Annotated in this window: 20 protein-coding genes, 1 tRNA gene and 1 pseudogene; 7 read left to right on the plus strand and 15 right to left on the minus strand. The window is 64.7% G+C overall.

Features of this window, described 5'->3' with window-relative positions; all coding sequences use genetic code 11:
- The first annotated feature begins 6 nt into the window (after positions 1 to 6).
- Genes lolA through cysG form a run of 4 tightly spaced genes read left to right on the plus strand, consistent with a single transcriptional unit; the run spans position 7 to position 4,687 of the window.
- Positions 7 to 630, plus strand: coding sequence for an outer membrane lipoprotein chaperone LolA (gene lolA / locus AR540_RS24205; protein WP_059232502.1), 624 nt, complete (start codon positions 7 to 9; stop codon positions 628 to 630).
- A gap of 9 nt (positions 631 to 639) precedes the next feature.
- Positions 640 to 1,968: a replication-associated recombination protein A gene (locus tag AR540_RS24210; protein ID WP_059232503.1), complete on the plus strand. Its 1,329-nt coding sequence runs from the start codon at positions 640 to 642 to the stop codon at positions 1,966 to 1,968.
- Positions 1,969 to 2,015: 47 nt separating this feature from the next.
- The gene (serS, locus tag AR540_RS24215; RefSeq protein WP_059232504.1) at positions 2,016 to 3,293 is read left to right on the plus strand and encodes a serine--tRNA ligase; all 1,278 of its coding nucleotides are present in this window, start codon (positions 2,016 to 2,018) and stop codon (positions 3,291 to 3,293) included.
- Complete coding sequence (gene cysG / locus AR540_RS24220; protein WP_059232505.1) at positions 3,293 to 4,687, plus strand: siroheme synthase CysG; 1,395 nt, start codon at positions 3,293 to 3,295, stop codon at positions 4,685 to 4,687. The genes serS and cysG overlap by 1 nt, the downstream gene beginning before the upstream one ends.
- A gap of 4 nt (positions 4,688 to 4,691) precedes the next feature.
- Here cysG and AR540_RS24225 read toward each other — a convergent pair whose 3' ends face one another.
- The 7 genes from AR540_RS24225 to AR540_RS24255 form a co-directional block, all read right to left on the minus strand.
- The gene (locus tag AR540_RS24225; RefSeq protein WP_059232506.1) at positions 4,692 to 5,693 is read right to left on the minus strand and encodes a glutathione S-transferase family protein; all 1,002 of its coding nucleotides are present in this window, start codon (positions 5,691 to 5,693) and stop codon (positions 4,692 to 4,694) included.
- Positions 5,694 to 5,757: 64 nt separating this feature from the next.
- The gene (locus tag AR540_RS24230; protein ID WP_059232507.1) at positions 5,758 to 6,741 is read right to left on the minus strand and encodes a glycosyl transferase family protein; all 984 of its coding nucleotides are present in this window, start codon (positions 6,739 to 6,741) and stop codon (positions 5,758 to 5,760) included.
- Positions 6,738 to 7,052, minus strand: coding sequence for a TusE/DsrC/DsvC family sulfur relay protein (locus AR540_RS24235; protein ID WP_059232508.1), 315 nt, complete (start codon positions 7,050 to 7,052; stop codon positions 6,738 to 6,740). Before AR540_RS24235 ends, AR540_RS24230 begins: the two co-directional genes overlap by 4 nt.
- Before the next feature lie 2 nt (positions 7,053 to 7,054).
- On the minus strand, positions 7,055 to 7,354 hold the full coding sequence (gene tusB / locus AR540_RS24240; protein ID WP_059232509.1) for a sulfurtransferase complex subunit TusB: 300 nt from the start codon (positions 7,352 to 7,354) through the stop codon (positions 7,055 to 7,057).
- Complete coding sequence (gene tusC / locus AR540_RS24245) at positions 7,351 to 7,707, minus strand: sulfurtransferase complex subunit TusC (RefSeq protein ID WP_059232510.1); 357 nt, start codon at positions 7,705 to 7,707, stop codon at positions 7,351 to 7,353. Before tusC ends, tusB begins: the two co-directional genes overlap by 4 nt.
- 1 nt (position 7,708) lies before the next feature.
- Entirely contained in the window at positions 7,709 to 8,104 is a 396-nt protein-coding gene (tusD, locus tag AR540_RS24250; protein ID WP_059232511.1) for a sulfurtransferase complex subunit TusD, read from the minus strand.
- Positions 8,105 to 8,153: 49 nt separating this feature from the next.
- Entirely contained in the window at positions 8,154 to 8,822 is a 669-nt protein-coding gene (locus AR540_RS24255) for a Bax inhibitor-1/YccA family protein (protein ID WP_007162313.1), read from the minus strand.
- Positions 8,823 to 8,949: 127 nt separating this feature from the next.
- On the opposite strand from AR540_RS24255, the gene AR540_RS24260 reads away from it, so the two are divergent.
- Positions 8,950 to 9,037: transfer RNA gene (locus AR540_RS24260), tRNA-Ser, on the plus strand.
- Positions 9,038 to 9,542: 505 nt separating this feature from the next.
- On the opposite strand, the gene AR540_RS25605 is transcribed toward AR540_RS24260, so the two are convergent.
- The 3 genes and pseudogenes from AR540_RS25605 to AR540_RS24270 all read right to left on the minus strand — a co-directional run bounded on the left by AR540_RS25605 (position 9,543) and on the right by AR540_RS24270 (position 11,779).
- A complete protein-coding gene (locus tag AR540_RS25605; RefSeq protein WP_153014307.1) occupies positions 9,543 to 9,956 on the minus strand; it encodes a hypothetical protein in 414 nt (137 codons plus the stop codon).
- Between the two features lie 399 nt (positions 9,957 to 10,355).
- Positions 10,356 to 10,595: a hypothetical protein gene (locus tag AR540_RS24265; RefSeq protein WP_059232512.1), complete on the minus strand. Its 240-nt coding sequence runs from the start codon at positions 10,593 to 10,595 to the stop codon at positions 10,356 to 10,358.
- A gap of 38 nt (positions 10,596 to 10,633) precedes the next feature.
- Positions 10,634 to 11,779: pseudogene (locus tag AR540_RS24270) on the minus strand (MFS transporter).
- 173 nt (positions 11,780 to 11,952) lie between these two features.
- Here AR540_RS24270 and AR540_RS24275 point away from each other — a divergent pair.
- Complete coding sequence (locus tag AR540_RS24275; protein WP_059232513.1) at positions 11,953 to 12,588, plus strand: TetR/AcrR family transcriptional regulator; 636 nt, start codon at positions 11,953 to 11,955, stop codon at positions 12,586 to 12,588.
- A gap of 135 nt (positions 12,589 to 12,723) precedes the next feature.
- On the opposite strand, the gene AR540_RS24280 is transcribed toward AR540_RS24275, so the two are convergent.
- The 5 genes from AR540_RS24280 to AR540_RS24300 all read right to left on the minus strand — a co-directional run bounded on the left by AR540_RS24280 (position 12,724) and on the right by AR540_RS24300 (position 17,446).
- Entirely contained in the window at positions 12,724 to 12,954 is a 231-nt protein-coding gene (locus AR540_RS24280) for a hypothetical protein (RefSeq protein WP_059232514.1), read from the minus strand.
- 116 nt (positions 12,955 to 13,070) lie between these two features.
- The gene (locus AR540_RS24285) at positions 13,071 to 14,174 is read right to left on the minus strand and encodes a transporter substrate-binding domain-containing protein (protein ID WP_153014308.1); all 1,104 of its coding nucleotides are present in this window, start codon (positions 14,172 to 14,174) and stop codon (positions 13,071 to 13,073) included.
- 192 nt (positions 14,175 to 14,366) lie between these two features.
- Positions 14,367 to 15,266: a GTP cyclohydrolase FolE2 gene (gene folE2 / locus AR540_RS24290; RefSeq protein WP_059232516.1), complete on the minus strand. Its 900-nt coding sequence runs from the start codon at positions 15,264 to 15,266 to the stop codon at positions 14,367 to 14,369.
- Between the two features lie 14 nt (positions 15,267 to 15,280).
- Complete coding sequence (gene zigA, locus AR540_RS24295; protein WP_059232517.1) at positions 15,281 to 16,510, minus strand: zinc metallochaperone GTPase ZigA; 1,230 nt, start codon at positions 16,508 to 16,510, stop codon at positions 15,281 to 15,283.
- Between the two features lie 201 nt (positions 16,511 to 16,711).
- A complete protein-coding gene (locus tag AR540_RS24300; RefSeq protein WP_059232518.1) occupies positions 16,712 to 17,446 on the minus strand; it encodes an SDR family NAD(P)-dependent oxidoreductase in 735 nt (244 codons plus the stop codon).
- A 211-nt stretch (positions 17,447 to 17,657) separates the two neighbouring features.
- On the opposite strand from AR540_RS24300, the gene AR540_RS24305 reads away from it, so the two are divergent.
- Positions 17,658 to 18,905, plus strand: coding sequence for a dienelactone hydrolase family protein (locus tag AR540_RS24305; protein WP_059232519.1), 1,248 nt, complete (start codon positions 17,658 to 17,660; stop codon positions 18,903 to 18,905).
- Positions 18,906 to 18,909 lie beyond the last annotated feature (4 nt).

Genomic DNA, 18,909 nt, shown 5'->3' on the forward strand with positions numbered 1-18,909 from the left:
ACCTCGATGCACAAGCTGCGTTGCTTCGCCCTGGTGGCCCTGGCTGCCGTTAGCTTTTCCGCCCATGCCGATCAGGCCTCGGTGAGTCGGCTGTCGGAACTGCTCGACAAGGCCCAGACCCTGACCGCCCGTTTCTCGCAGCTGACCCTGGATGGCTCGGGCACCCGCCTGCAGGAAACCGCGGGCAACATGAGCCTGAAGCGCCCCGGGTTGTTCCGCTGGCACTCCGATGCGCCCCAGGAGCAGTTGCTGGTGTCGGACGGCAAGCAGGTCTGGCTGTACGACCCGGACCTGGAACAGGTCACCATCCGCAAGCTGGACCTGCGCCTGACCCAGACGCCGGCCCTGCTGCTGTCGGGTGACATCTCCAAGATCGAGAGCAGCTTCGACGTCACCAGCAAGGACGCCGGCAACGTCGTCGACTTCGTGCTCAAGCCCAAGACCAAGGACAGCCTGTTCGACAGCCTGCGGCTGTCCTTCCGCAACGGCGTGATCAACGACATGCAGTTGATCGATGGCGCCGGGCAGCGGACCAACATCCTCTTCTTCAACGTCAAGCTCAACGAGCCGGTGGCCGCGTCCCAGTTCACCTTCCAGGTGCCCAAGGGAGCCGACGTCATCCAGGAGTGATAGCACCCCATGGATCTCTTCAGCACCGCACCCGTCGGGCAGCCCTTGGCTGCCCGCATGCGTCCCGAGACCCTCGATGAGTATGCGGGGCAGCAGCACCTGTTGGCCCGCGGCAAGCCCCTGCGCGAGGCCCTGGAGCAGGGCGCGCTGCACTCGATGATCTTCTGGGGGCCGCCAGGGGTGGGCAAGACCACCCTGGCGCGGCTGCTGGCCCAGGTCTCCGATGCCCACTTCGAAACGCTCTCGGCGGTGCTCTCCGGGGTCAAGGAGATCCGCCATGCGGTGGAGGTGGCCAAGCAGCAGGCTGCCCAGTACCGCCGACGCACGATCCTCTTCGTCGACGAGGTGCATCGCTTCAACAAGTCGCAGCAGGATGCCTTCCTGCCCTACGTCGAGGACGGCACCCTGATCTTCATCGGGGCGACCACCGAGAATCCCTCCTTCGAGCTCAATAACGCGCTGCTCTCGCGGGCGCGGGTCTATGTGCTCAAGAGCCTGGACGACGAGGCTCTCGGCGGTCTGGCGCGCCGCGCCCTGACCAGCGCCAAGGGCCTGGGGGAGCGGCATCTGAGTCTACCCGACGACGCCCTGACCCTGCTGCTGGCTGCCGCCGACGGCGATGGCCGGCGGCTGCTCAACCTGCTGGAGAACGCCGCGGACCTGGCCGAGGACGGCGGCGCGTTGGACGCCGAGCTGTTCCAAAGCCTGCTGGGCGACCAGCGTCGACGCTTCGACAAGGGCGGCGAGGCCTTCTACGACCAGATTTCCGCGCTGCACAAGTCGGTACGGGGTTCGAGTCCGGATGGTGCGCTCTACTGGTTCGCGCGGATGATCGACGGTGGCTGCGATCCGCTGTACATCGCCCGGCGCGTGGTGCGCATGGCCAGTGAGGACATCGGCAACGCCGATCCCCGCGCCCTCAGCCTCTGCCTGGATGCCTGGGATGTCCAGGAGCGCCTGGGCAACCCCGAAGGCGAGCTGGCCATCGCCCAGGCGCTGGTCTACCTGGCCTGCGCGCCCAAGAGCAACGCCGTCTACCTGGGCTACAAGGCCGCCCTGGCCGATGTGCGCCAGAACGGCTCGCGCGAGGTGCCGCTGCACCTGCGCAATGCCCCGACCAAGCTGATGAAGAACCTTGGCTACGGCGACGAGTACCGCTACGCCCATGACGAGCCGGAAGCCTATGCCGCGGGCGAGGACTACTTTCCCGAGGAGCTCGAGCCGCGCCGCTACTATGATCCGGTTCCCCGTGGGCTGGAGCTGAAGATCCGCGATAAACTGCAGCACCTGGCGGATCTCGACCGATCCAGCCCGCGCCAGCGCCGGCGGCGTTCCTGACCCTGCGCCCGCGCTGCTGCCCCCATTCCTAAGCAAGAGACACGGACATGCTTGATTCGAAACTGGTTCGCACCCAAACCCAGGAGGTGGCCGCACGTCTGGCGACCCGCGGCTACGTCCTCGACGTCGGTCTGGTGGAGTCGCTGGAGGCTCGTCGCAAGGAGGTGCAGACCCGCACCGAGACCCTGCAGGCCGAGCGCAATGCCCGCTCCAAGGGGATTGGCCAGGCCAAGGCCCGCGGTGAAGACATCGCGCCGCTGCTGGCCGAGGTCGATCGGATGGGTAGCGAACTGGAAGAAGCCAAGCGCGAGCTCGACAGCGTCCAAGGCGAACTGGACGCCCTGCTGCTGGGCCTGCCCAACCTGCCCGATGCCTCGGTGCCGGTCGGCAAGGACGAAGACGACAACGTCGAGGTACGTCGCTGGGGTACCCCCCGGGACTTCGATTTCGACATCAAGGACCACGTCGCCCTGGGCGAGGCCCATGGCTGGCTGGATTTCGAAACCGCCGCGCGTTTCTCCGGCGCCCGCTTCGCCGTGATGCGTGGCCCCATCGCCCGCCTGCATCGTGCCCTGGCGCAGTTCATGCTCAACCTGCACACCGGCGAGCATGACTACGAAGAGACCTACACTCCCTACCTGGTGCAGGCCGAGACCCTGCAGGGTACCGGCCAGCTGCCCAAGTTCGAGGAAGACCTGTTCAAGATCGGCCGCGAGGGCGAGAGTGATCTCTACCTGATCCCCACCGCCGAGGTGACCCTGACCAATCTGGTGGCCGGCCAGATCCTCGACGCCAAGCGCCTGCCGTTGAAGTTTACTGCCCACACGCCCTGCTTCCGCAGCGAAGCCGGTGCCTCGGGTCGCGACACCCGCGGCATGATCCGCCAGCATCAGTTCGACAAGGTGGAGATGGTCCATATCGTCGAGCCGAGCACCTCCTTCCAGGCCTTGGAAGAACTGACCGGCCACGCCGAGACCGTGCTGCAGCGCCTGGAGCTGCCCTACCGGGTGCTGTCGCTGTGCACCGGCGACATGGGCTTTGGCGCCACCAAGACCTACGACCTGGAAGTCTGGGTGCCGAGCCAGGGCAAGTACCGTGAGATCTCGTCCTGCTCCAACTGCGGTGACTTCCAGGCGCGCCGCATGCAGGCGCGCTACCGCAACGCCGACGGCAAGCCCGAGCTGGTGCACACCCTCAACGGTTCCGGTCTGGCCGTGGGTCGTACCCTGGTCGCCGTGCTGGAGAACTACCAGCAGGCCGACGGCAGCATCCGCGTGCCCGAAGTGCTCCAGCCCTACATGGGTGGGATCGAGGTCATCGGCTGATGGATTACCTGCCGCTCTTCCACAAGCTCGACGGCCGGCCGGTGCTGGTGATCGGCGGCGGCGACATCGCCCTGCGCAAGAGCGTGCTGCTGGCCGAGGCCGGGGCTCGCATCACCCTGGTGGCGCCGGAGATCGAGCCGGAGGTGCGCGCCTTCGTCGAGGCGAAGGGTGGCAGTTGCCGGGTCCAACGCTACGCGGCGGATCTGCTCGCCGGGCATTGCCTGGTGATCGCCGCTACCGACGATGACGAGGTCAACGAAAGGGTGTCCCACGACGCCCAGGCGATGGGGCTGCCGGTCAACGCGGTGGATGCGCCCAAGCTGTGCACCGTGATCTTCCCCGCCATCGTCGATCGTTCCCCGCTGGTGATCGCCATTTCCAGCGGCGGCGACGCTCCGGTGCTGGCACGTCTGGTGCGGGCCAAGCTTGAAAGCTGGATTCCGGCGACCTACGGCCAACTGGCGCAATTGGCCCAACGCTTCCGCGCCCGAGTAAAGGCACGCTTTGCCGATCTGCAGGCACGCCGCATCTTCTGGGAGGAGGTGTTCCAGGGGGAGGTCGCCGAGAAGGTCTTCTCCGGCCAACCCCAGGCGGCCGAGCAGTTGCTCGAGGCCAAGCTGGCCAGTGAGGCGGAAGCCTTCCGGGGCGAAGTCTATCTGGTCGGCGCCGGTCCCGGTGATCCCGATTTGCTGACCTTTCGCGCCTTGCGCCTGATGCAACAGGCCGACGTGGTGCTCTACGACCGCCTGGTGGCTCCGACCATCCTCGACATGTGCCGTCGCGATGCTGATCGCATCTATGTCGGCAAGCGCCGCGCCGAGCATGCGGTGCCCCAGGAAGACCTCAATCGACTGCTGGTCAAGCTGGCCCAGGAGGGCAAGCGGGTGCTGCGGCTCAAGGGCGGCGATCCCTTCATCTTCGGTCGGGGTGGCGAAGAAATCGAGGAACTCGCGGCCGAAGGCATCCCCTTCCAGGTGGTGCCCGGGATCACCGCGGCCAGTGGTTGCGCGGCCTATGCCGGCATTCCCTTGACCCATAGGGATCATGCCCAATCGGTGCGTTTCGTCACCGGTCATCTCAAGGATGGCTCGGCCGATCTACCCTGGCCGGATCTGGTAGCGCCAGGGCAGACCTTGGTGTTCTACATGGGTCTGGTCGGACTACCGACCATCTGCGAGCAGCTCATCGTCCATGGCAAGAATCCGGCGACGCCGGCTGCCCTGGTGCAGCAGGGCACCACCAGCAATCAGCGGGTATTCACCGGTACCCTGCAGGATCTGCCGCGGTTGGTCGCCCAGCATGAGGTGCACGCACCGACGTTGGTGATCGTCGGCGAAGTGGTCGCGCTAAGAGAGAAGCTGGCCTGGTTCGAAGGCGCTCAAACGACGGCCTGATTCCTCAGGCCGCTCCCTTGATCCCGGCGCCATGCAAGGCGTCTCGCCCGTGGGGACGGTCCAGCTCCAGGGCCGGTCCCTTCGGCACGATACCGGTCGGATTGATCTGCGCGTGACTGCCGTAGTAGTGATGCTTGATATGTTGGAAATCCACGGTCTCGGCAATCCCCGGCCACTGGTAGAGCTCGCGCAGCCAGCCCTGTAGTGCTGGATAGTCGCGAATGCGCCGCAGGTTGCACTTGAAGTGGCCGTGGTAGACGGCGTCGAAGCGAATCAGGGTGGTGAACAGACGCCAGTCGGCTTCGGTCAGCCAGTCGCCGGTGAGATAGCGCTGGGTGTGCAGCAGCCTTTCCAGGTCGTCCAGGGTGGCGAAAACCTCGTCGAACGCTTCTTCATAGGCGCCCTGGGTTGTCGCGAAGCCGGCACGGTAGACGCCGTTGTTGACGGTAGGATAGATGCGCTCGTTCAACTCATCGATACGCGCGCGCAACGCCTCGGGATAGAGATCCAGGCGGTTGCCGGTCAGCTCATCGAAGGCGCCGTTGAACATGCGGATGATCTCGGCGGATTCGTTGCTGACGATACGCTCTTCCTGGCGATCCCAGAGCACCGGGACGGTCACCCGGCCGGTGTAGTCCGCCTGGTCGCGCTGATAGAGCTGGTAGAGGCGCTCGAGGTGATAGAGGTCGTCACCACTGGAGCCATTCGCCGGATCGAAGGTCCAGCCTTCCTCGCGCATCAGCCAGCTCACCACCGAGACGCCGATCAGCGACTCCAGCCCCTTGAGCTTGCGATAGATCAGTGTGCGGTGGGCCCAGGGGCAAGCGAGGGACACGTAGAGATGATAGCGACCGGCTTCCGGTGGGTAGCGCTCGGCACCTTCAGGGATGGGCTGCTGCGGACGCGCGACCCAGTCGCGGCGCTGGGCTTCTTCCCGCTTGAAATGGCCATCTTTGCCGTTGTCGTACCAACGGTCCTGCCACTGTCCGTCGACCAATAACCCCATGTCGTGATCCTCGTTGCGATGGGCTTAGGAACCCTGGCGCAGCTCCGGGGTTCCTGTCGCTCGGTCAGAGCGTGCGATTACGGGCCTCCCAGAGACGTTCGGCGGCGCTTTGCGCGCTTGCCTGGTCCTGTCCGAGCGCACGCAGGGCCACGGCCAGGGTGGCAATGACCGCCAGACGGCCATAGGCATCCTCTGTTTCGCCGCGCCAGGTAGCGGCCAGCAGAGCCGGGTCGAGCTGCTCGGGCTTGACCTGGCGACGCTCGGTCAGCGCCGGCCAGCTCTCGTCCCAGGCTTCACCGCCGCAGGTCCCGTAGAGATGGGCGATGACGTCGGGATTACGCTCGACCTCACCACCTTCCCCCTTGATGACGATGCTGTCGTCGCCCAGCAGCCGACTGGCCTCACGATGTACCTCCTGATACCCCGGATGGAAGATGCTCTGCAGGATGCAGCGCGCGCCGCTGGGGTTGAGCAGCCTAACCAGCGAGTGGATCGGCGAGCGCAGGCCGAGCTGGGCCTTGAGGTCGATCATCCGCTGCAGTGCTGGCATCCAGGCGGCCAGCGGCAGGAAGGCCGGCTGGCCTTGGTCGAGCAGGGCGCCGACGCTTTGCCAGTCCTGGGCCGTCTGCAGGCCGAGATCTGCCAGGCACTGCTCGGTGTAGAGCCTCCCCGCCGTGTGAGTGCCGCCGCCGTGCATGACGACACGAACGCCACTGGCCGCCAGGCACTTCACGGCCAGCAGGTACCAGGGCAGATGTCGCTTCTTGCCCGCATAGGAGGGCCAGTCGAGATCGACGGCGAAGCTCGGGCGCTGTAACCGCGCGCGCACGGCGCGGGTGAAGCCGGCCAGTTCTTCGGCGCTTTCTTCCTTGTGCCGGAGCAGCATGAGGAAGGCGCCGAGCTGGACGTCTTCGACCTGGCCATCGAGGATGAGCCCCATGGCCGCTTCGGCCTCGGTCTCGGTCAGGCTGCGAGCGCCGCGCTTACCCTTACCCAGGGCCCGGACATAGACGGCGAAGGGGTGTTCTTCGGGCGTGGTGAAGGTCATAGGCAATTATCCGGTTTCGGCAGGCCGGCGAGTTTGGCGCCGAGCTTGGCCGGCGCCCCCTTGAACAGCAGATTGAGTTGCAGGCTGGTGCCCAGCTCCGGGCCCAGCGTTTGGGCAATGTACTTGATCAACGGCCGGTTGGCCGGCGACAGCTGGAACTGGGCATAGAAATCACGCAGCGCCTGGAGTACCTGCCAATGGCGCTCGGTCAGTTCGATGCCTTCCTTGAGCGCCAGTTGCTGGGCGACCTCCGGGCTCCATTGGGAGAGATCGCGGAGGTAGCCTTCGGGGTCGAGGTCGATAGAGGGCATGCTCAGGTCCAACTGATGACCTTGGCGCAGGCCACGCTCAGGTCGACGAAAGAGGGGTAGTCGATCAGGGTTGCCTGATGTGCCGGCTGCAGCCGCCGCGCCTGGACGTCTTCCGCCAGGGCATAGAGGAGGACGGTGCTAGGCAACTGGGCCAAGGCTTCGACAGCGAAGCTACCCGGGCGCAGGGCCTCGACGGCGCCACCGGTGAGCAGGACGACATCCTCGCCACGCACCACCGCGAGACCTTCCAAGGCCGCGGGGTCGGTCAAAGGCGAGCGGGAAAACAGGTGCAGAGTGGTCAAATGGAAATCACCTGATCATGGTCATGGATCAACGCTGCCAGGGCATCGGGCGCCAGCGGCGTCACCCAGGCAGGCAGTTGCTCTGGCGTGATGCCCAGGCGCTGTAGTGCCGCGGCCTCCGCATAGATGGCTTCGACGCCAAACAATGGCAGGGCGGATAGGTTGGCGCTCAAGTCCTTCTGCTCCAGCGTGGCGCTGTCGACGGCCAGCAGTTGGGTCACGCCTGGGCCGGCGAACAGCAAGGCCAGAGGCAATTCGAAGGCGCCACCGGCAAGGACGATATCCAGGGCTTCGCGTGGGGCTAAGCCGCCAAGCGCTGGCTGCCGGGTGATGACGAGGGTGCTCTTGGCCATCTCAATCACCTCCGAAACAGAGCAGGCGGTCAGCGTCCTGAATGGCTTCATGCAACTGGCCGAGGCCCGAGAGCTGCCAGGGCGCGCGCACGTTGATCGCGCCGTCACGCTCGTAGCGGCGGGCTTCGTTCTCATCCAGCAAGCCACGCTTGAGGGCGGCGGCGATGCAGACCACGGCATCGATCTGGTAGCGCTCGATCAGCTCACGCCAGCGCCCGGGCAGGTCCAGCTCGTCCTGACCACTGACCGTGGCATGGGAAGCGTTATGGACGCCGTCGCGGTAGAGGAAGAGGCGCGAGACTTCGTGCCCCCCGGCCAGCAGGGCTTCGCAGAAGCGCAGGGCCCGGCGAGCCGCAGGCGCCTGGGGAGGAGAAAGGACAACGATGGCAAATTTCATGGATGTAAAAAGGCCCGCCGAAGCGGGCCTTTTTGGCTACCGCTGATGATCAATCGTTGTTGCTGGCGAATCCGAAGATCTGCAGCAAGCTGATGAACATATTGTAGATCGAGACGTACAGGGTGATGGTAGCCATGATGTAGTTGTCTTCACCACCGTGCACGATGGCGCTGGTCTGGAACAGGATGGCCGCGGCCGCGAACAGCACGAAGCCCGCGCTGATGGCCAGTTGCAGGCCGCTGATCTGGACGAAGAACGACAGTACCACGGCGCCCAGCAGGATCCAGAAGCCCGCCATCAGGAAGCCACTGAGGAAGCTCATGTCCTTGCGGCTGATCAGGGCGTAGGCCGACAGACCGAAGAAGGCCAGGGCGGTCATGCCCGCGGCGGAGGCGATCACGCTGCCACCGTTGGGCAGGCCCAGGTACATGTTCAGGATCGGACCCAGGGTATAGCCCATGAAGCCGGTGAGGGCGAAGGTGCTGACCAGACCCCAGCCGCTGTCACGCGTCTTCACGGTCAGGAAGAACAGGCCGTAGAAGCCGATCAGGACCACGAAGATGTTGGGGTAGGGTAGCCGCATCTGCTGCGAGACGAAGGCGACCAGGCCGCTGAACGCCAGGGTCATGGCCAGCAGGGCGTAGGTGTTGCGCAATACACGGCTGACGTCCCGCGGTTGCGCGATGGCAGGGTTGTAGGCGTATTGACGCTCGTTCATGGTGTACTCCAAAGCTCAGTTAACGGTGTGATGTACCGTACGACCCCGAAGATAGCAAATGTTGCTTAAGGATCGCTTGCGACTGTTTGACAGTGTGTTGCCATCAGGTACTATGCGCCCCTCCTACGGAAGTGTGGCCGAGTGGTTTAAGGCAGCGGTCTTGAAAACCGCCGACTCGCAAGGGTCCCAGAGTTCGAATCTCTGCGCTTCCGCCATCTTCGAAGCCCCGTCCTTACGGGGCTTTTTGCTATCTGTAGGGCCGAATTTCAAGGGCCGCTGGACGGCTAAAAGGCCAGGTGTTTCGAAGCTACCTTGGAGCGGTTCAGAAATTCGGCCAAAGGCCTGGGGCTGGCGATCGCGCCAACGCGCGGATAGTCCCGCAAGTGGTGTCATTCACAACGCGTCCCTGCTGCTGGCTGCGTGCGAAGCGAGGATTTCGAAGGCTGCTTCCCGCCGGATATCACGGAACCAAGGCGCCAGTTGTGCATCCTCGGCTTCCAATGCTGCGTCCTTCGTCAAGCATATTGGCGCTGGCCAGGCCGGGCCTATTGGTCTCGGTGATGCGTAGCGGCAAGACGTAAGCTTTCGATGGTATTCAGCCAAACCATTCTAGCGCAGGCGTAGGTCATGCTGACATGAAGGCAGTCCTCCCAGGCCGGAGATGCAATGCCTGCTCCCTCCCAGACCCGAACAGGATAGCGGCAGCAGTACTGACAATATCTATTCACTCTCAGGCTTTGAGCTGATCAGCAGACCCAGCAGTACTAAAGCCACAAGCATAGGTATGCCTACGAAAACGGGTATGAACGAAAAACCGCTAGGCAAAAAGCAGAAGATCATTAGTAATGCACCATATCCCAAAAAGAGCCCTGCAATAGCTCGTCGCCACCAGACGGGTGGAACGTCTGATCTGAGAAAGTGGTAGTAGAGCTGCCATGAGCTGATGATTCCTGCCCAGCCTGCTGCTAGCGCGAGAAGCATGACTATCGAAGCGGTTGTGGAGTTACGAATAGGATGATTTAAGGCGGATATCAACCACGCCATGCCTAATGCAGTGAAGTAAATGGCCGTCAGTGTCGCCGGCACCATGGCTAGTAAACCGAGCGTTCGCAGCAATACGGTCTTGATCGACATCCGTCTTCGTCCTGAAGCATTCCGCGGGAATCATGCACGTCTTTTTATCACGAGCGAATCCTTCGCTCAGCAACGCCCCCTTTACATAGCTTCAGCGAACAGACGCGGACCTTTTCCTGCTGAGCCTAGGCGAGTTGGTTGTTGCGAGGCGGATGGCGACGTCGGACCGGGACATGCCAAGGGGCCGACGCAATACGCCTATGCCAGTCAGGCCCATTGACCTAGTAGTCGATGAGTTTGTGCGACGTAGCTACGCCGCTACCCTGCCGAAGGCAAACCGGAGCTCTAGCTCAACAGGGTTTGCTCCAGACCCCGGCCTTCGCGATGCCCGGGTGTCCACTGGACGTTTGCTGGCCTGGGCTGGATCCAGCAAACTCTACCGATCAGCCTTGTGCAGGTTCATCCCGACATGGCGTTCCGTGGATCGATCTTCGCCATTCTCGCGACTGGCAGGTGCCGAACACGCTCGCCAGACTGCCCGGCGCCGACCGCCTTGGCGAGGCGGTCGGCGCGGGCGGCGGACGTGGCGTAGGTAACGGTCATCTGCAGGCCCGCCCCGACGACGCGACCGACGATGGCGGCACCGATATCGCGACTGCCGTCGAGGACCAGCACCCTTTGGCTGCGGGGAGTTGTCATGGTGGAAACTCCGGTCTCTAGATAAAGAAAATCAGCGCTCAGTGGCCGAGGACGGGTGATTCCGCCGCGCGGGTGCCGGCGGGAAAGCCATGGCGGTGGGCAGCGCTGGCGATGGCGAGAGCGGCCAGGGAGAGGGCGAGCGCGGCCCAGATCAGGGCGTGCGGCCCGAGGGCGTCCAGCAGCACGCCGCCGAGGATTCCGCCGCCGGCGATGGCGCTGTTCCAGGTCACCACGTTCATGGCCAGGGCCGCATCAGCGCCCGTACCCGCGGTATCGGCCAGGGCGGTCTGCAACAGGGTCGCGGCACCACCGAACGTCAGTCCCCAGCCGAAGACGCCCAGGTACTGCACCGTCACCGAATCGTGGCCCAGCCCCAGGATCAGCGAAATCGCGGCGAAGCTAGCCAGGCTCACCAGGACGGCCCGACGCAGGCTGTGATCGACGATACGACCGGTTATCTAGATACCCAGCAAGGACGCCGCGCCGAAGGTAAGTAGTATCAGGTCAACGCGATCACCAAGGCCGGCCTGGGCCACGAAGGGTGCGATGTAGGTGTAGAGAACGTTATGTGCCAGCATCCAGGTGAATACCACGCCCAGGATGGCGCGGATGCCGGGGGTGTTGAATACCTGGCGAAGGGGTAGCCGCTGGCCTTCGGTTTGCCCGGGATAGTTGGGCACCTTAGCCACCACCCAGACGATCAGGCCCAGGGTGAGCGCGGACATGGCGGCGAAGGCCAGGCGCCAGCCAAGCAGACCGCCTAGCCAGGTTCCCAGAGGTACGCCAAGGGAAAGGGCGACCGGGGTACCGATCATGGCGATGGCCATGGCGCGGCCCTGGAGTCGCGGTACCACCATGCGACGGGCGTAGCCCGCCAGCAGGCTCCACGCGAGCCCGGCCGCGGCACCGGCGGCGAAGCGGGCGATCAGCGTCAGCACATAGCTGGAGGACAGCGCGGTGAGGGTATTGAACAGCAGGAAGCCCAGGATGGTCGCGAGTAGCACGCGGCGGCGGCGCCAGCGTGCGGTCGCAAGAGTGAGGGGGATTGCCGCCAGCAACGAGCCGGCGGCATAGGCGGTCACCGATTGTCCCGCCAGCGCATGGGAGACAGCGAGGCCTCGGGCGATCTCGGGAAGCAGTCCTGCCGGCAGGGTCTCGGTCATGATGCAGATGAAGCCGGTCATGGCAAGGGCCAGCAAAGCGGCCACGGGAAGCCGCTCGGGGTTGGGGGGCGACGTCACGACGGAATCTCCTTAGATATGTACTGTTCGATACATATCTAAGCAGTCGATGTGCGCCATGGTCAATGATTCCTGTATCGTTTAGTATATAAAGCTGGTTATCGAGGAGAGCAGTCATGGCTCAGTTGGGGCGCCCCAGGTCATTCGATCGTACTCAGGCCGTCGACGAGGCGATGCTGCTGTTCTGGCGATACGGCTACGAAGCGACGTCCCTGAGTCGGCTGAAGGCGGCCATTGGCGGCGGTATCACCGCGCCCAGTTTCTATGCGGCCTTCGGTTCGAAGGAGGAACTATTCAAGGAGGTAGTCGCGCGCTATATGGCCACCCATGGGCGGGTGAACGATCCCCTGTTCGACGAGGCGCTGGCGCCCAGGGAGGCGGTCGAGGCGGCGCTTACACAGTCGGCGCGCATGCAATGTGACGAGCACTTGCCCAAAGGCTGCCTGGTCGCGCTTGGAACCCTGGGTTGCTATGCGGAGGAAGAATCCAGCATTCCGCTGCCGCTGCGGCAAGCCCGTGCCAGAACCCGCGAAGGCCTGCTTTCTTGCATCAGGCGAGGTATCGCGCGGGGAGACCTCGCGGAAGGTACGGATGCGGATGCGCTAGCGGCGCTGTTCGAAGGCTTTCTGTTGGGTCTCTCGCCCATGGCGCGGGACGGCGTCGAACTGGCCGTCATCGAGGGTGCCATCGCCCAGGCCGTGAAGCTATGGGATATCAATGCGCGGAAAAGCGAGAGCCATCATCAAGCTTAACGGCGAGGTGACTCCGACTTTCAGATGGCGACCGTTGGCTGGGACTCTGCAGCGCAGATCCTGCGCTGCTCGTCGGGGGCTACGGTCGAAGGTTTTTGCCGAGCTCACGCCCAAGGGGCGGGCTGCCAGGATCAACTACAGCGCCTTCTTGTATTCCTTATCCAGCTTCTTGTCCTCGCGGTGCCGCTCCTTGTCGAGGTGGTTGTCGGTGCGGTCGGCTTCCTTGCCGTCGTGATTGAGGTCCTTGCGGACATCGCGCCCATCCTGGCGCAGGCTTTTTTCCGTCGGGCTTTCCGCCAGCGCCGGGCCGGCGACCAGGGTGCTCAGCAGGACCGTAATGACTGCAGCAGTGAGAGGCGACTTCATCGAAAGGTTCTCCTGGTATATCTGTCCTAGAGCGGTTTTTAAGACAATGCCACGCATCAGTAAAGCCTGAAGCTTGCCTGGACGACGCTGTCCGCTGACAGGCGGTCAGTGGAGCCTCACTTGTCGGCACCGAAGTATTGGGTGCGCAACTTGCTCGCGGTCTGGTCTTCTTCCAGGGACAGCAGGGCCACGGTCACGTCGTGGGTGAGGGGGCTGTCCAGCGGCAGGGCGAAGGCGTATTTGCGCGGCTCGAAGATCTTGCCGACCACCTGGATGGGGAGGGTCGGATGCTGTTGGTCGAAGTACTCCAGCGTGGCGGCGTCGTCGACCACGGCGTCGATCTCCTGGGCGGTCAAGGCGCTCACTGCCTGGTCCAGGTCGGTGAAGGCGCGATAGTCGAGGCCGAGGCGGGCGATGTGGTCCTCGGAGAGGCTGCCGGCCTCGACACCGATGCGCTTGCCGGGCAGGTCGCCCAGACCGCTGATGCGGCTGGTGATGCTGTTGACCGTCATGACGCTGGTGACGGTGGAGGTCACATAGGCCATCACCGCCACGCTACAGGCCATCCAGAGGGCGGCGAGTACGGTGCCCAGGCTGCCGAAGAGATTCTTGTGCGAGGTCTTGCCGGTCGTGGTCACCGCCATGACGTGGTAGAAGCTGATCGCCAGGCCCGGCCACCATTGGGGTGGAAATTCCTTGTCGAGTCGGCGCTCCACCAGGGTGAGCAGCAAGGTGATGAGTAGCAGCCCGGCACCGAGCCAGGCATAGCTCGTGAGATAGCCGAGTTTGTGCAGGTCATGCAGCAGACTCAGCGGACCGATCTGACGTTCCTCGTTGACCAGGATACGCAGGCCGCCGTTGAACCAGGGTTGGGTGAAGCTCAATTGCTGGGCGCGTTCCGCAGTGACGAAGACGTTGGCGACGGCGATGTCGATGCGCCCGCTACGGGCGGAGCCCAGCAGCTCGGGAAGGGAGGCGGCGCGGACGAATTCGGTCTTGCGCCCGAGCTTGGCCCCGACCGCGTTCCACAGGTTCACCGCCAGGCCGCTGTAGCCATAGGGGCCGGTCATGACGAAGGGCGCGGTGACATAGACGCCGACCCGTAGCGGCGGTGTGGCGACGGGGTCCGCAGCGCGGGCCGAGTCCAGGGCGAGCAGCAGGCCGAGCAACCCCAGCCAGAGGGTTCGACGGGAAAACGTCCATTTAGCGAAGGTGAACACGGGCGATCCGCCTGGGGCCTGGTGGTGAGGAATGGCTGCCGTTGACGCCTGTTCCGCTGCTGGCGGAGAGGTGTACTGGCGCTACGCCTGGCTATCGGCTGGGTTTTACCGGGCTTGAGGTGGTGCGGGGCTATCTGAATCCATTCCTGAACGTCTTTGCCGTGAAGCAGCTGCGTCGAGCGTCCGTGGGGATTAGCCCTTCTTCGTGCCGGCCCAGGCGGCCGCGTCGTGGGGGTGCAGGCTTTCCAGATGGCGGACGTGGATGTTCAGGTTGCGGTAGCTATCGCGCAAGGCCAGCAGCAGGCGGCGGGCGGCGTCTTCGACGAACATCAGGTTGCTGCCGTTGAGGGCGGCGAACGCCTGTTCATCGGCGCGTTTGACGGCGGTTTGGACCGGAGTGCCCAGGGCGGTCTCGCAGTGGTCGATCAGGGGCAGCAGATCGAGGGTGGGCGCGGTTGGCGAGAGGTCTATGCTGACCCGCGCCAGGCTGCGCTGACTGTGGGGCGTCGCCAGTGTGGCGTGCTGGCGCAGCCAGGTGGCGACTTCCGCCGGGCTCAAGGCATCTTCAGCGCCATGGTCGTCCAGGAAGGCTCGTTCGATCAGTTGGCGGGACAGGGACGCGGAGCAGGGGCAGGTGGACGAGTAGGCGATCTCGACTCTGGCACTGAGCTGGAAGACGCCATTGATCAGGCTGGCGTCGAGGCGTACGGGATAGCGTTTCCAGCCGCTGAGTCCGGGTGTCACCAGCGCCGGGCGGCGGACCAGCAGGGCGAAGTCCAGGCGCAGGCGGGCGGCGCGGGAGTCGCAACTGCGGTGGCTGGTGATCATGTCGGCCAGCAGCGCGCGCAGGCGCTCGGGCGTGAGCGGTTCGACCAGGCGATCCAGCAACTGGTAGAGCCGTGACATATGGATACCCTTGGCGGTGGCCGAGGGCAGGTCGACCTGGATGTCGGCGCTGGCCGGCCAGAGGTCGTTGGCCTCGTATTCGGCGAGGCGGATGGGCAGGTCGATGCCCTGCATGCCGACCCAGTCGAGGGCGGCGGGCAGGGTGGCGGTCTCGCTGAGGGAGACGTCGGGCAGTATGGCGTTCATTGGCAGGGTTCGGTTCAGTGGGGGTCGGAGGCCTGGGGCCAGTCGCTGAAGGGGTTGTGCAGCGTCACCCAGGCCTTGGGACCGGCGGCGAGTTCGTGGTCGGTGAGCAGGCAGGCGTCCAGGCGGGCGCGCAGGGCGGCTTCGTCCATGTCCATGCCGATCAGCACCAGTTCCTGGCGGGCATCGCCCACGCCTTCGTGCCATTTCTCCCGGATGATGGCGACCGTCTCCTCATCGTCTGGCCATTGCTCGAGCGGTATCGCGGCCCACCAGCGGCCCGCCACGCCGTGACGGGCGACGGCGCCTGCCTGGGACCAGGTGCCGGCGTGGGCCGGGTGGCTGGCCAGCCAGAAATAGCCCTTGGAACGCACCACGCCTGGCCACTCCTGCTCGACCAGGGCGAAGAAGCGCTCGGGATGGAAGGGGCGGCGCGCCTGGTAGACGAAGCTGGAGATACCGTATTCCTCGGTCTCGGGCGTGTGTTCGCCACGCAATTCCTGTAGCCAGCCGGGGGCCTTGGCGGCTTCGTCGAAGTCGAACAGGCCGGTTTGCAGCACGCGCTCCAAGGGGACTGCGCCAAAGCTAGCCAACTCCAACCGGGCACGGGGATTGAGGCTGCGCAGGATGGCCAGCAGGCGTTCGCGGTCCGCGGGTTCGATCAGGTCCAGCTTGTTCACCACCAGGACGTCGCAGAATTCGATCTGCTCGATCAGCAGGTCGACCACAGTGCGTTCGTCTTCTTCGCCGAGGGACTCGCCACGCGATTGCAGGGAGTCGCTGGAGGCGTAGTCGCGCAGGAAGTTGAAGGCATCCACCACGGTGACCAGGGTATCGAGCTGGGCGACGTCGCCCAGGCAGCGGCCATCTTCGCCGGCGAAGGTGAAGGTCTCGGCCACGGGCAGCGGCTCGGAGATGCCGGTGGATTCGATCACCAGTTGATCGAAGCGACCGTCGCGGGCAAGGCGTTCCACTTCCAGCAGCAGGTCTTCGCGCAGGGTGCAGCAGATGCAGCCGTTGCTCATCTCCACCAGTTTTTCCTCGGTGCGCGACAGCTCGGCGCCACCGTCGCGGACCAGGGCGGCGTCGATATTGACTTCGGACATGTCGTTGACGATGACCGCCACCCGGCGACCCTCGCGGTTGTTGAGGATGTGATTGAGCAGGGTGGTCTTGCCGGCGCCGAGAAAGCCGGAGAGCACGGTGACGGGGAGTTTCTTGCTAGGGAGGACGGTTTGGGCGGTCATGGCTGTCACGGTTGAGGAGCGATGGAAGGAAATGCATTCCCTGTAGTAGGAGTAAAGGGGAATGCATAAATATGTTATAACATAACATTTTGGGTCGATAAATACGACCTCGCGAGATCACCCTTGGAAGGCCTGGACGCTGGTTGCGACCAGGGGCCTGATCCCAGGCGTTTGGTCCGCTGGCGGCGGGAACGTGCTCCGTCAGACGTGCTGCCCGCCGTTGATATGGATCTCGGCGCCATTGATGTAGCAGGAGCGTTCGCTGCAGAGGAAGTAGATGGTCTCGGCGACTTCGTCGGGGGTACCCAGGCGTTTGAGGGGGACTTCGGCTTCCACCAGGCCGTCGGTACCTGGCGAGAGGATGGAGGTGGCTATCTCTCCGGGCGCGATGGCATTGGCGCGCACGCCGCGTGGGCCGAATTCGTGGGCCAGTTCGCGGGTGAGAGCGGCCAGGCCTGCCTTGGATGCCGCATAGGCCACGCCGGCGAAGGGATGGACCCGCGAGCCGGCGATGGAGGTGACGTTGACGATGCTGCCCTGAGCCGCTTCCAGTTCCGGCAGCAGCGCGCGGGCGAGCAGGGCGGTGGAGACCAGGTTGACGTTGAGCACATGGGTCCAGGTCTCGGCATCGGACGCGAGTACGCCGAGGCGACTGCCATCGGCGCCCTTGGGCGAGATGCCGGCGTTGTTGACCAGGGCGTGCAGCTTGCCACTGGGCAAGCGTTCGCGAACGGTGGCAACCAAACGGTCGATCTGGGTGAGGTCGGCCAGGTCGGCCTGGATATGGGCGTCACGCGCTTGCGGCCAGCCGCATTCTTCGGAGAAGGGGTGCCGGGACACGGTAAGCAGGCGCCACCCGAGGTTGCTAAACAGCTTGACCGTGGCGTGGCCGATACCGCGGCTAGCGCCGGTGAGCAGCATGGTGCGTTGCGTCATGAAGGCTCCTGACGAGGGCGAGCGACGCCTCACTATGGCCCAAGCCAGGACGGCGCGGCAATCGGGCGGCGCTCAGGGGGAGCGCGCACGTTATGCCCTGGCCTGCTGAATTAGCTGCGTCGAGGGGATGGTCGCGGCAGTCTGCGGACAGCTTGCCTGGCTCCTCGCGCCGAAGATGGCTCCAGCCCTGAGCAACCTGGAGTCTCTCGCGATGACCGGATCCTTCATTCAAGTGCCGACCCCCGCCGGCCCCTTCGCTGCCTACTTCGCACCCTCCCTCGACGGTCGCGGCCCGGGCATCGTCCTGTGCCAGGAGATCTTCGGCGTCAACGCAGCCATGCGCGCCGTGGCCGATCAACTGGCCGAGGAAGGCTACAGCGTGCTGGTGCCCGATCTCTATTGGCGCCAGGAACCACGTATCGAACTGGGCTACACCCCCGAGGATTTCGACAAGGCTTTCGGTCATTACCAGGCCTTCGACGAGAATCTGGGGGTGGTGGACATCGGTGCCGCCCTCGACCATTTGCGCACCCTGCCCGAAGTGAGCGAAGCCGGCCTCGGCGTGGTGGGCTACTGCCTGGGCGGCAAGCTGGCCTACCTGGCCGCCTGCCGGCTGCCCGCGGTGGCCTGTGCCGTCGGCTACTACGGGGTCGGCATCGAGAAGGCCCTGGGGGAACTGGAAGGGCTGCGCGGGCGACTGGTGCTGCATTTCGCCGAAGCCGACCAGTTCTGTCCGGCGCCAGCGCGGGAGGCCATCCTGGCGGCCCTGGCCGAGCGGCCCGGTACGGAGGGTTACGTCTATCCGGGTGTCGACCATGCCTTCGCCCGCCCCGCCGGCCACCACTACCACAAGCCGGCCGCCCTGCTGGCCCACGAGCGCACCATCGCCGCGCTGCGCCGGACCATCGGTCCGGACTACAACCTCTCGGCGTTGTGGGAAGAACATATCCGCCACGAATTCGATACCCGCGACGTGCCGGCGACCATGGCCACCATGGTGCCCGAGCCCTACGTCAACCATATCCCGACCATGACCGGCGGAGTCGGCTATCGCGAACTGGCGCGTTTCTATCGCTACCACTTCGTGCATGGCAACCCCAAGGACATGCAGCTCACGCCGATCTCGCGCACCGTAGGCGCCTCGCAGATCGTCGACGAGTTCATCATGAGCTTCACCCACGACGAGGCCATCGACTGGATGCTGCCCGGGGTGGCGCCGACCGGCCGCCATGTCGAGATCCCCATGCTGGGGGTGGTGAAGTTCCGCGGGCCCAAGCTCTACCACGAGCACATCTATTGGGACCAGGCCAGCGTGCTGGTGCAGATCGGCTTGCTCGATCCCAAGGGCCTGCCGGTGGCAGGCGCCGAGACGGTACACAAGCTGCTCGACGAGACCCTGCCGTCCAACACCCTGATGCCGAGCTGGGCTTCCAGTGCCGGCAAATCCATCGAGGAGTGAGGCC

Source organism: Pseudomonas sp. EpS/L25, assembly GCF_001512295.1.
Classification (GTDB): domain Bacteria; phylum Pseudomonadota; class Gammaproteobacteria; order Pseudomonadales; family Pseudomonadaceae; genus Chryseomonas.